The organism is uncultured Dialister sp. (assembly GCA_900314595.1).
Lineage (GTDB): Bacteria > Bacillota > Negativicutes > Veillonellales > Dialisteraceae > Dialister.
This window is the reverse complement of the sequence record OMVW01000006.1, coordinates 1-12,346: the sequence shown is the minus strand read 5'-3', so window position 1 is coordinate 12,346 and position 12,346 is coordinate 1. Positions and strand designations below refer to the sequence as shown.

The 12,346-nt window shown below is 47.5% G+C and carries 9 protein-coding genes and 4 tRNA genes; 6 read left to right on the top strand and 7 right to left on the bottom strand.

Features of this window, described 5'->3' with window-relative positions; genetic code table 11:
• Window positions 1-24 precede the first annotated feature (24 nt).
• Window positions 25-1,761 (bottom strand): DUF6020 family protein, encoded by a 1,737-nt coding sequence (locus QZN42_RS03540; protein WP_296954351.1) that lies wholly within the window; start codon window positions 1,759-1,761, stop codon window positions 25-27.
• Window positions 1,762-2,019: 258 nt separating this feature from the next.
• Here QZN42_RS03540 and QZN42_RS03535 point away from each other — a divergent pair, with 258 nt between their 5' ends.
• A complete protein-coding gene (locus QZN42_RS03535) occupies window positions 2,020-3,030 on the top strand; it encodes a uroporphyrinogen decarboxylase family protein (protein ID WP_296954350.1) in 1,011 nt (336 codons plus the stop codon).
• Between the two features lie 163 nt (window positions 3,031-3,193).
• On the opposite strand, the gene QZN42_RS03530 is transcribed toward QZN42_RS03535, so the two are convergent.
• Window positions 3,194-4,495, bottom strand: coding sequence for a dicarboxylate/amino acid:cation symporter (locus tag QZN42_RS03530; RefSeq protein WP_296954349.1), 1,302 nt, complete (start codon window positions 4,493-4,495; stop codon window positions 3,194-3,196).
• 777 nt (window positions 4,496-5,272) lie between these two features.
• Here QZN42_RS03530 and QZN42_RS03525 point away from each other — a divergent pair.
• The 4 genes from QZN42_RS03525 (at window position 5,273) to QZN42_RS03510 (ending at window position 8,390) form a co-directional block, all read left to right on the top strand.
• Window positions 5,273-5,944, top strand: coding sequence for an amino acid ABC transporter permease (locus tag QZN42_RS03525; RefSeq protein ID WP_296954348.1), 672 nt, complete (start codon window positions 5,273-5,275; stop codon window positions 5,942-5,944).
• Window positions 5,913-6,590, top strand: a complete 678-nt coding sequence (locus tag QZN42_RS03520) for an amino acid ABC transporter permease (RefSeq protein ID WP_296954347.1) — start codon at window positions 5,913-5,915, stop codon at window positions 6,588-6,590. Before QZN42_RS03525 ends, QZN42_RS03520 begins: the two co-directional genes overlap by 32 nt.
• Before the next feature lies 1 nt (window position 6,591).
• Window positions 6,592-7,353: an amino acid ABC transporter ATP-binding protein gene (locus tag QZN42_RS03515; RefSeq protein ID WP_296954346.1), complete on the top strand. Its 762-nt coding sequence runs from the start codon at window positions 6,592-6,594 to the stop codon at window positions 7,351-7,353.
• A 146-nt stretch (window positions 7,354-7,499) separates the two neighbouring features.
• Window positions 7,500-8,390 (top strand): cysteine ABC transporter substrate-binding protein, encoded by an 891-nt coding sequence (locus QZN42_RS03510; RefSeq protein ID WP_296954345.1) that lies wholly within the window; start codon window positions 7,500-7,502, stop codon window positions 8,388-8,390.
• Between the two features lie 105 nt (window positions 8,391-8,495).
• On the opposite strand, the gene QZN42_RS03505 is transcribed toward QZN42_RS03510, so the two are convergent.
• The 4 genes from QZN42_RS03505 to QZN42_RS03490 all read right to left on the bottom strand — a co-directional run bounded on the left by QZN42_RS03505 (window position 8,496) and on the right by QZN42_RS03490 (window position 8,959).
• A tRNA-Val gene (locus QZN42_RS03505) sits at window positions 8,496-8,571 on the bottom strand.
• Between the two features lies 1 nt (window position 8,572).
• Window positions 8,573-8,647 (bottom strand) — tRNA-Glu (locus tag QZN42_RS03500).
• A 2-nt stretch (window positions 8,648-8,649) separates the two neighbouring features.
• Window positions 8,650-8,725, bottom strand: a tRNA-Asn gene (locus QZN42_RS03495).
• Between the two features lie 158 nt (window positions 8,726-8,883).
• Window positions 8,884-8,959, bottom strand: a tRNA-Val gene (locus QZN42_RS03490).
• 199 nt (window positions 8,960-9,158) lie between these two features.
• On the opposite strand from QZN42_RS03490, the gene QZN42_RS03485 reads away from it, so the two are divergent.
• Entirely contained in the window at window positions 9,159-10,499 is a 1,341-nt protein-coding gene (locus tag QZN42_RS03485; protein ID WP_296954344.1) for an MATE family efflux transporter, read from the top strand.
• Window positions 10,500-10,742: 243 nt separating this feature from the next.
• On the opposite strand, the gene larA is transcribed toward QZN42_RS03485, so the two are convergent.
• Window positions 10,743-11,987: a nickel-dependent lactate racemase gene (larA, locus tag QZN42_RS03480; RefSeq protein WP_296954343.1), complete on the bottom strand. Its 1,245-nt coding sequence runs from the start codon at window positions 11,985-11,987 to the stop codon at window positions 10,743-10,745.
• Window positions 11,988-12,346: the final 359 nt, after the last annotated feature.

Here is a 12,346-nt window from a genome sequence, read left to right as displayed (position 1 = left end):
CCTGTCATTTAAAAAGACGAAAGCTTACTCCTTCCAGTGAGTATATCCGTCATCAGAGTGAAAGATTTCCCGGGCATCCCGTTCTTTTTCCACTTCTTCCCGGTCCATCATGACTGTCTCTTTCCACTTCGTCTCTCCATATTTCCCATTCGGGAGAAATGGAAGAAGGACGAAGAAGGGAATACACAGCGGGAAGAAATAAACATACCTGTACACGAAAGCTGCCGGCGCCGCAAGAATCAGCGTCCCCCAGAGGAGACAGGATGGCAGCAGGACAAGAAAGCGGGTATACTGTTTCCGGTAAAAAAGAAGAAGGCCGATGGAGAGTGTCAGCCACAGGCAGGTTCCAGCGCCGGGGTATCTGCTGTGTTTCCGGAGATACTGTCCCAGTTTTTCCTGTGTTTCTTTCTCAAAGAAAGGATGAATAGTGCCTGTCTGATAGCCATTGTTATGGTCCGGGGAGAGGCCATTCTTTAAATCATCCTCCGTAAAAGCCCAGGTGAAGCGGGACTGGGTCATCTCATCAGGAGCAGGAAAAGCCCAGAATCCGTAAGTGGCATAGAGCCAGGCATCGGCGTAAATATCTTTATTTCTTCTGCCCAGGGATTTCCAGTTTTTCCAGAAATCATCGGGATGGCTGTTGAAAAACTGAAAATTGAAATTGCTGTTCCATTTAATGAGATCCACTGTAAACGGATCATACCATTTCTCAATCATACCGGGCACCATCATACGGATTGCGTACTCCTGCTCTTCCGGCGTAAGAGGCGCTCCCACCGCCACGGCCCTTGAAAACTGCTGAAGGGGAATCCCCACCCTTTCCTGAAAAAGCTGGGGGAGATTCAAGACTTGTTTGATGGCCACATCGGGCGTAATGGCAAGAGCAATCATAATGACTGACGTCAAAAGAAGATTGATGCGGATGTTTTTCATTAGAAATAACAGAATCAAAAGCATTACAAGAAATACAAAGATCCCATTATTTCTCAAAAGCATCATGCCAAGGCCCGCCAGGATAAAAAGGCGTTTATTACCCAGCCATGCATTTTCCTTATAGCCCGAGACAAAGGATGTAATAAGAGGCACCCAGAGGAGAATTACTACGGAGAAAAGGACATCCTTCACATTGGAAAAGGACATGTTGCAAATCATCGGAACCATTCCGTAGTACAGAGAAAGGACAATGGAAATCCACATACGTCCTGTCCTTCTGTAGAGCCAGGACAGGCAGTAGGCAATACCTGCGGCAAAGAGAATCATCTGGATCAGCGATGCTGCTGCCAGTCCGTAGGATGCCGTATGGAACAGGAAGTCCGATGCCTGGGTCAATCCATAAATATACATGCAGTAAATAAAAGTATGCTGTCCCGTGGCCCAGATACCGGCTCTCATAATATCAGTGGTATCATTCATGCCGGTCCCCGGATAAAAGACGAGAAAAAAAGGCATCCAGCAAAGGAGTAAAAAGGCAGCGATAAAAGCAAAGGGCGCATCCGTCGGCTTCCCGTCAGGCCCGGGCTTTTCGGATAATACAGGGACCGGTCCCAGGATTTTCAAAAGGACGGAAATCACCAGAAATGTAAGGCACCCCAATGCTGCGATAAAAGGCACGTCGGAAATATGAAGCAGCGCTTCCCGGTTCCAGGGCGAAGACGCAGGATGCCAGCCGATACGAAATGTATAAAATTCACAGAAACCCATAAGCAGGGATATCCATCCTGCAAGCGCCGCCAGCCAGAGGCGGCCTTTATACAGATTCATTACATAATCACCTTCAACTGGAAATATTATACCTTTTCAGAAAAACCATATCTACTGAAGATGTGAATTTAGTGACCAGCCGCCAGCGGCCGGTTTTCCGTTTTCAATTTTTAACAGCTTTAAAGCGAAAAAACCTACTTTTGGCAGACTGCTTTTTGAGCAACAGTACATAAGAGTTTCACCAATAAAAATTCCGTACTCTTTACACAGTTATGCTATAATAAACCAAATAAACTGATTTTCGAAAGGAGAACCGATATGACTAGAGAAGAACGCGTGAGAGCAGCCATCGAAGGCAAGGACGTAGACCATGTACCGGTAGCCGCATGGATGCACCTTTCCGAATTCGACCAGGATCCCATTTCCCTGGCTGAAGCAGAAGTAGAACTCACAGAAAAATATGATTACGATTATATCAAAATGATGCCCTTCGGTCTGTACAGCACCCAGGACTTCGGCAACCAGATTACCATTTACTGCGATCCGCATAAAGAACCGATTGTCAAGAGATTTGCCATTCAGGCTCCGGCAGATTACGATACACTGAAAGCCATTCCGGCCATCATGGGCACTTACGGCAAACAGATTGAATTTGCAAGGGAGCTCTCAAAGCGCAGGACCCCGGGCACTCCAATCATCCAGACCATTTTCAGCCCCTTCTCCACACTGAAAAAAATGGCCGGTGACCGCCTCCTTACAGATATGATCAATTTCCCGGAAGCTGTCCATCATGCCCTGGCCGCCATCACTGCCACAACCATTGACTTCATTCATTACAATATCGAAGCAGGGGTAGACGGATTCTTCTTTGCCACCCAGAATGCCTGCAAAAGTATAATGAATCTCAAAGAATTTGAAGAATTCGGCGAATTCTATGACCTGCAGGTCATCAATTCCTACGTGAAAAAGACCTGGTTCAACCCCGCCCATATTCATGGCAGTGATATTTATTTCAATGAAATTGCCGAATATCCTGTAAACTGCATCAACTGGCATGACCGCCATACCTGGCCAACCCTGAAAGAAGCCAGGGCTCTTACCGGCAAATGTCTTCTGGCAGGCATCAAGTCCGCCCCCTACTTTGTAAACGGAGTCCTTCAGTATGATGATATTATCCTGAACGGTACACCGGAGGAAATCACCGCCCATGTCAAAGATGCCATTGGGCAGGTAGACGGTAAAGGCCTCATCCTCGGTCCGGGCTGCGTAGTCAATCCGAAAGCGCCGGAAGAAAACCTCAGGGCTCTTAGAAAAGCAGTAGAACTGTAATTATGGAAATATAAAAAGCACTGATTGCATCATAATCGGTGCTTTTTTGACTGCAGTTGTCAGGAATCAGCCGCCAGTTTTCATATTTATCTCAATAATATAAAAATGGCCCCCTTTCCAATTATCAGGCGGGCCACCTTCACTTATCACTTATCTCTATTTCTTATGCTGCTTTCCCCTGCACTCTCGGGTCATCGATTTTCCCCTTGAGGTCATGATCCGTCATGGCGCATACACAGGAGTCGGACCATACATTTTCAGCAGTTTCAATCATATCAATAATCGTATAAATCGGAAGGATGACCCCCATGACACCAATGGGCGCTCCGATGCCGCTCATGAGGGAGAGAGTCAGGAAATAGCAGCCCATAGGGACACCGGCATTTCCTACAGCCGCCAGGACGGCCACAAAAAGCCAGGTAATCATGGTAGTCATGGACAGTTCAAATCCTGCATTCTGCATGAGGAAAAGAGAAGTGACGAGGATAAAAGCCGCACAACCATTCATATTAATTGTTGTGCAGATAGGAAGGACAAACCGGGAAACGGACGGATTGGCCTTCATATTATGTTCCGCCGATGCCAGGGTAACCGGAAGAGTGCCGGCAGAGCTCTTGGTGAAAAGGGCTACTGCAATGGCCGGAGACATTTTGCGGAATACATCCAGTGGATTAAGTCCGCGGAGGATGAGGAAAATCGGAAGCACAATGAAGAACTGAATGCAGTTGCTGGCCATAATGACCAGAGTATATTTTCCCAGAGCTCCCACAATGACGCCTGCTTCAATCTGGGCGGAAAGCTGGGCAGAAAAAGCCAGAATCCCCACAGGCAGTACAGAAAGCAATGCCCGAATGAGCGTGAAAAGAAGTTCCTGGAAGCCAAGGATGCCTTTCATGAGGACTTCCCTGTTTTCCGTCTTCGGCATGAAAGCAAGGCCAAGGCCAAAGGATGCGGCAATGAGCATCACGGCAAGGACATTGCCTGACAGGAACGGCTGAAGCAGGTTATTCGGGATGACAGAAAGGATATGGTCATAATAGGAGAGATGACCCAGATTCTTCGGCACATTGGATGCACCGGCTCCCACAATATCAGCCGGAAGATTTCCCGGAGCAACCCAAAGATACATGGCAAGGCCGATGGCTGCCGCACAGATGGTAGTCAAAAGTGTGTAAGTCACGGCATGAGCAAAAATGCGGCCCGTTTCTTTTTTAGCCCCCAGCTGGGCCAGAGTCGTAATGACGGCCAGCGCAATGGTAGGAACTGCGATAAACTGGAAAAGACGCGTAAATACGGTAGCAATAAAAGTAAATAAATCATTCAGCGGTTTGATGCCGAGCCACCCCAGAGCGGCACCGACAATCAAAGCCAGTATCCACAGAATAAACTGGCGTCCCTGTTTTTTCTTTTTGTTTGCGTCCATCGCCTTTTTAGCAGCTGCCTGGACTTCCCCATTTTCCTTCATGAAAACCTCCTGAAGAAATGAAATAGATTCACCGGGAGATTCTATTTCCAAAATAAAAACTCCCGTCCTTTCGGGACGAGAGACTCGTGATTACCACCCGGATTTGCACAGATGTCGCCATCCATGCCTCCACAGGTTTCTTCTGAAACCTTCTTCTGTATCGGGAAGTCCCGGGAAGACATACTTATTTCCGCCTTCCATGCTCGGAAATGCACTTCAGAATCCCTGCCCGCTTTCACCCTCCGGGCTCGCTGATTTTTCGGGGTACCTACTCTCTTTCTTCATTGCATCAAGCTTAAATAATATAGCACGTTAACATTTCCCTGTCAAGCGCCCCGTCTCCCGGACGTCTTCAGGGCTGAAACCGCCGGACCCCGGTCTCCTTTCATTACTGCCAGTTTGCAGGTAACAATAGTCCAAATTTCAATCATGATTATCTTCGATAAATTCCTTTGCGTTTCATTCTTTCAAATCATATCTCTCTTTTTCCGTTTACAATGGATTACAAAATCCGTCTTGACAGTGCAAAATCATCATGCTATGATGAGGTCAACTTAAAGGAAATGAAAGGAGATCCATTTATGAGCTTTGAAGCATACGCAATTTGTTGCTGCTGTCCTATGGCTTGCTGCTGCTGCCATAGTTTATTTGCGTGTGCCTCTGAATCAAAGCCTCATAAGAGGTTTTCTAAGGAAATTCATGTGACATTGTAAGGTCACCACAGGATTCCATCCCGGAAGCGCACGCTTCCGGGATTTTTTTATTCCGGAGGACATTTTGGACTTTGATTACATGATTGAATACGCTCCCCTTTTTGTGGAAGCGGCGGGAATTACCCTTTACATCGGTCTCACTGGAATTTTTATATCCCTGGTGCTCGGTCTGGCCATGAGCATCATAAGGTACCACAAAGTGCCGTTTCTTACAGAAATATGCGGCGCCTATATCGAGCTTTCGCGAAATACGCCGCTTCTGGTGCAGCTCTTTTTCCTCTACTTCGGCCTTCCAAAACTGGGCATTCATATTTCCGGAGAAGCCTGCGCCACCATCGGCCTCGCTTTTCTGGGAACTTCCTACATGGCAGAAGCCTTCCGGAGCGGTCTGGAATCGATTCCTTTCTCACAGACCGAATCAGCTGAAGCTCTGGGGTTCACGAAAGTCCAAATCATGCGGTTCATCATCATTCCCCAGACTTTCACTGTATCCATCCCGCCGCTCTGCGCCAACGTGCTATTTCTCATCAAGGAAACATCGGTCTTCTCAGTCTGTGCTGTGCCGGACCTCATGTACATTGCCAAGGATCTGATCGGACTCTACTACAAAACCGATGAAACCCTGTGGATGCTTGTCATCGCCTATCTCATTATCCTGCTCCCCATCTCCATTGGGGCCAGCATTCTGGAAAGGAAGCTTCGCTATGGAAGATTTGGGAATTCGAGTGCTCTTTGATGGGTCCAATGGTATCCGCCTGCTGGGAGGCCTATGGATTACGGTGGAAGTTTCCCTCCTTGCCGTAGCAGGCTCCATCATACTGGGCCTTTTTACAGGTCTCATTATGGCAATGAAAAACTGGCCGGCCCGCATTATTTCCAGAATCTATCTGGAATTCATCCGGGTCATGCCCCAGCTGGTCCTTTTATTTATCGGCTACTTCGGCGTTACAAAGGCGCTGGGCATTGATATTTCAGGATTTAAAGTGGCTGTGGCCGTTTTCATCCTCTGGGGAGCGGCAGAAATGGGAGACCTTGTAAGAGGTGCGCTGATTTCCATACCGAAAAGCCAGTATGAAAGTGCGGAAGCTCTGGGCCTTTCCCGGTGGCAGATGTACCGCTTTATCATCATCCCCCAGTCCTTAAGACGCCTCATCCCGCCTGCCATTAATCTTTTCACCCGTATCATCAAGACCACTTCCCTCATCGTCATGATCGGAGTGGTGGAAATGCTGAAAATCGGCCAGCAGATTATCGAGGCCAACCGGTATACAGTCCCTGATGCGCCCCTGTGGATTTACGGGACCATCTTCTTCCTTTACTTCATCGCCTGCTATCCACTCTCGAAAGCAGCTCAGTATTTAGAAAAGAAATGGAATGAATAGTATGAGTGAATCTCTCCTTCATATCGAACATCTGAAAAAAGCTTTCGGTCCCCACGAAATATTGAAAGATATTTCCCTGGACGTCCACAAAAGTGAAGTCATCGTCATCATCGGCCCCTCGGGCTGCGGGAAATCCACCTTCCTCCGATGTATCAACGGACTCGAGCCCCTGAGCGGAGGGTCAGTCTCCATGGATGGAAAGGTCATTTCAGGCGGCAAAGTTTCCAGAAGTGAAATCTGCCAGAAAATCGGCATGGTTTTCCAGAGCTATGACCTTTTCAATCATCTGAATGTCATTGACAATATTACCCTTGCCCCCATCCAGGTGCAGCACAGGAAAAAAGAAGAAGTCCTCCGGGAGGCAAGAAAGATGCTGGCCCGGGTAGGACTTTCCGATAAAGAGACAGCCTGGCCAAGAGAGCTCTCGGGCGGCCAGAAACAGCGAATTGCCATGATCAGGGCCCTCATCATGAAACCGGAAATCATTATGTTCGACGAAGTCACGGCTTCCCTGGACCCGGAAATGGTCCGTGAAGTACTGGACGTCATCATAGAGCTGGCTAAAGAAGGGATGACCATGCTCATCGTCACCCACGAAATGGCCTTTGCCAAAGCAGTGGCAGACAGAATCCTGTTTTTCGACCAGGGTTTCATCGAAGAAGAAGGAACCCCGGAGGAAATATTTGATCATCCGAAGAAAGAAAGGACCAGGAAATTCCTGGATTCCTTCCGTTTTGACGATTTGAAGGAAGGTGAGAAATAGATGTCCGATCCCGATTGTCCCTGTTGCAATCCTGCCCTCTCCCCTGAGGCAGCAAAAATCAGAAGCGGGAATATATTTCAAAGGCATCTCCTCTCCTTCAAAGGAAATAAATGAGGCCTGCCTGATTAAAGAAAAGAGGTAAACCCATGTCACTACTGAAAAAAATTATTTATGCCATCCTGGCAGTCACTGCCGTATTTACTTTAGCCTTTACCGCAGGCTGCGGCAGCAAAAATCAGGAAGCCAGGCCCGCAGCCGGCTCATCTTCTGCCCAGAAAGGCAACTTCCGTTCCCTCGATGAAATCAAAAAGAGCGGAAAACTCATCATCGGCGTATTTTCCGATAAAGCTCCTTTCGGCTATGTGGATAAAGAAGGCAAGTATCAGGGCTATGACGTATACTTCGCAGAACGCCTGGCTAAAGATTTGGGCGTAAAGCCGGAATACGTATCCCTGGAACCGGCCAACCGTGTGGAATACGCGAAAACAGGCAAAGTGGATATCGTCCTTGCCAACTTTACGGTAACCAAAGAAAGAGCAGAACAGGTGGACTTCGCCCTGCCCTATATGAAAGTGGCCCTCGGCGTGGTATCTCCTGAAAAAGACAACATTACCTCCGTGGAACAGCTCAAAGGCAAGACCCTGATCGTTGCCAAAGGTACCACCGCTGAAACCTATTTCACCAAAAAACATCCGGAAGTGAAACTCCTGAAATTCGATCAGTACACTGAAACCTACAATGCCCTCCTCGACAAGAGAGGAGATGCCTTCTCCACCGATAATACGGAAGTCCTCGCATGGGCTATGCAGAACCCGGGATTCAAAGTAGGCATCCCATCCCTGGGCGACCTCGATACCATCGCTCCGGCCGTTCAGAAAGGAAATAAAGAACTCCTGAACTACATCAACGATGAAATCAAAAAACTGGGCAAAGAAAACTTCTTCCACAAAGACTACCAGGAAACACTGGCTCCCGTATATGGCAGTGCAGTGGATCCGGAAAGCCTCGTTGTTGAAGGAGGAGAAGTGAAGAAATAACTCTCTATAATGAGTAACAAAACCCGTTCCGAAAAATCCGGAACGAGTTTTGTGTGTCTCAGGAACGAAAAAGAGTCACACGGCAATAACCGTATGACTCCATCCTGGTGGGCGATAACAGGATCGAACTGCTGACATTCTGCTTGTAAGGCAGACGCTCTCCCAGCTGAGCTAATCGCCCATGGTGACCTGTGGGGGATTCGAACCCCCGAACCCGCCGTGAAAGGGCGGTGTCTTAACCGCTTGACGAACAGGCCACTGGCTCCTGAAGCAGGGTTCGAACCTGCGACATCGTGATTAACAGTCACGCGCTCTACCGGCTGAGCTATTCAGGAATCTGTACGTGAGTACGTGAATAATAATAACAAATCCGAAGAACCTGTGCAACCATATTTTTATTAAAATCTCATTAGATAAATTTGATTCATAAAAGGTCCGATATCATAATTCGTTTCATAAAAAAATCAATCCGGTTCACCGGATTGATTTTTTGTGGTGGGCGATAACAGGATCGAACTGCTGACATTCTGCTTGTAAGGCAGACGCTCTCCCAGCTGAGCTAATCGCCCATATTTCTGACGCATTCTATTATGCCCTATTTACAAAAATTTTGCAACCCCTTTTACGAAACTTTTCATATTTTCGCAAAGACTCTTCCATTGAAAGATATTACCTTTAGTGGTACCATATATAACCGTTCCATAAAAAGTAGATACTTATCTGCATTCATAAGTGCAGACCAGGATATTCCTTCCAAAGGAGAATCATTTGAGACCCCATACTTTATACCGGAGCAGATGGACTGTCTTTTCCATGTCCCTGCCCATTTTCATAGAAACTGCCCTGCAGATGATGGTCCCCAATGTGGACCAGTTCATGCTGAGTCATTACTCATCAGAAAGTGTGGCTGCTGTCGGAAACGACAATGTAGTCTTCAACCTGGTAGTGCTCACCCTGGCCGTTCTCTCCCAGGCTTCCACTATCCTTATCGCCCACTACCGCGGGGCAGGAGACATGAAAAAAGTCAGCGAAGTCTGCACGGTGGCCCTTGCCACAAACCTGACACTGGGTCTCCTGATAAGTTTTGCCCTGTTTATTTTCGACGATTTCTTTCTGGACATCCTGGGTATCCCGGAAGAAATCTGGTCCGATGCCTCCATGTATATCCGCTGGATCGGGCTTTTCGTCTTTATTCAGGCCATGTACATGGCTTTCATTTCCTTTCTCCGGGGCTTTGCCCAGCTGAAACTTACCATGCTCTGCTCTATGGTGATGAATATCATGAATATCAGTGGAAATATGGTACTCATCCACGGCCTTGGACCCATTCCCTCGCTCGGCGTCACAGGCGTCTGTATTTCTACCAATATTTCCAAATTCGCCGGGTTCTTCCTCATCATTTATCTTTTCCACCGGTATACGCCGGCCCGTCTTTCCCTCTCTTACCTGAAACCTTTTCCGGAAGATACCTTTCACAAGCTGCTCTACCTTGGTATTCCTTCCGGAGGAGAGACATTCTCGTACCAGTTATCCCAGACGGTAATTATGAAATTCGTGAACATTTTCGGTGTAGCAGTCATCACCGCAAAAGTATACTGTTACATCATTGCCATGATGAGCTATGTCTACTCCCAGTCCCTGGCCATGGCGACCCAGATTCTTGTGGGTTATTTCAAAGGAGCCGGAAATAATGAAGAAGTAGACAAACGGGTGAAATTCACTATTTCCGTGGCCATGGTCCTTTCCGGCTCTATCGCCACCCTCCTCTATCTCAATTCTGATTCCGTCCTTTCCATTTTTACTTCGGACCCTGAAGTACTGGCTTTAGGCAAGACCATTCTTTTCATAGAAATATTTCTGGAAATAGGACGGGCTGTCAATATGTGCATGGTTATGGCCCTCAATGCATCCGGTGATGTCAGAGCTCCCGTAACAGTGGGAATCATCTTTATGTGGTCTGTAGCCACCTTTGGCGCCTGGCTGCTGGGCGTCCATCTCTACTGGGGCCTGGCAGGCATATGGATCGCCATGGCCGCTGATGAATGCACCAGAGGCTTCGTCTTCTTCTGGCGCTGGCACAAGGGAGTCTGGAGAAAGAGACTGGTTTAGAAGAAATACTTTCTCTCACTCATTCTTCGAAAACTATGGGAAACAGTTATCGGTTCTCAGCAGTTCACCTTCGGCGGGAAACCGGGCTCTCACTTCCAAACGATTCAAAACAAAAGCTGTGAAACCTTCGTGATTTCACAGCTTTTATTTTTCTAAAAAATTTACCGGCAATAATCGTGATTCTGATCACTGCGAACTGAGAAGTTTCTTAAAGTCAGGCAGCCTGTACCGGCTTCCGGTTTCTCACTCCATAGGCAAAGTCGATCCGCCAATCGGTATGACGTAAACGCTGGCATCTTTTCCCATTTTATCCAATGCTCTATCCACTGCAGTCTGAAGATCATGGAAAGGAGTCATATTCGCTTTGGTGACGAGGGAATCGTCCATATCAGTGACGAGGTATATATCGCATTTCTTCTGTACCAGGGCCAGGGCTGCCGATTTGTGGCCGCCCAGCTCGAAATGTTCATGAATGGCCCTGATCCTGTCATCAGGGGTATCGTAGTCCTGAATCCAGCGGCCGAACACATCACTTCCATAGTCTTCTTTGCAGGAGGCAGCCACCACCATGATGCCTCCCTCTTTCACTGCATGCTTTGCATTATCGATGGATTTCTGGGCCTGATAAAGGTTGATATCCTTAGGATAGCCGCCGGTGGAAACGATGACCACATCTGCAGGCTTATCGATTTTAATCTTATAAATGGAGTCCAGGAATCTGCAGGCTTCCCGATGAGCCAGGATTCTGTCCCCTGCAGCCGCAAAGGCCACCTGCTTATGGTCATCCAAAGCTACATTGACAATGAAATCCACCGGCAGGAAATCATAGACTTCTTCGATATCCTCCCGCACAGGATTGCCTTCCAGATTCCCTGCATAAGCGCCGGGGCGAATCATATTCTTATGGTTCGACTGGATGGCTTCTCTTGAAGAGACCCCGGGCATAATGGCCTTCATTCCACCGGAATATCCCGCAAAATAATGATATTCCACGTTGCCTGTCAAAATGATTCTGTCTGCTTCTGCCACCGGTTTGAAAATATCCACGGAAGTCCCGTTTTTACAGGTACCCATGTGTTCACAATTGTCCGGATCGCTGTCGATGCATTTCACGCGGGAATATACTTCTTCCCCGGCCAGCCGTTTCTTTTCCTCTTCCGTCTGGCTGCGATGGGAACCGAGTCCGAAGACCACCGTCACATCTTCATCTTTCACTCCCGCTTTTCCCAATTCCTCCAGTACACAGGGAAGAATGACCCAGGAAGGAGACGGGCGGGTCACATCGGATGCCACGATGACGATTTTTTCTCCCGGTTTCACGATTTCCGAAAGTTTCGGCGTACCGATGGGGTTTGCCAGAGCCCGGCGCACTTCTGCCGCTTCCGATTCCACCTTCGGGCATTCCTTCGGGTTCAGTTCGATGGGATGATGACAGTCATCCACATGAAAGGGAACATAATCTTTGAAATATTTGACCTTGAATTCCATTTGATTCCGTCCTTTCTATAAAAATAGATTCGTACAATTCTATTATCTTAATTATACAATACCCATCAAAAAAATGCCTCCAGGGGACATAAAAGAAAGTCATTTCACCGGCTTCGAAGAAATATTTCTTCGCTCCCGAAGGCATCTTCAAAATAGAAGTCAATGCTATTATAAAAAATGGCGCCCCCTCTATCCCAAAGGGCGCCACCATCACTTCTCACTTACCACTTTTATTACAGTTTAAAGACTAACTTCTAACTGCAATATCATTAACTTAACAGCTGCTAAAGTGCTTCCAAATCGAAATTTCTCTATTGCGTTTAAAGGAAATAGGGCCTTATTCACCCTGTTCGGAGTAA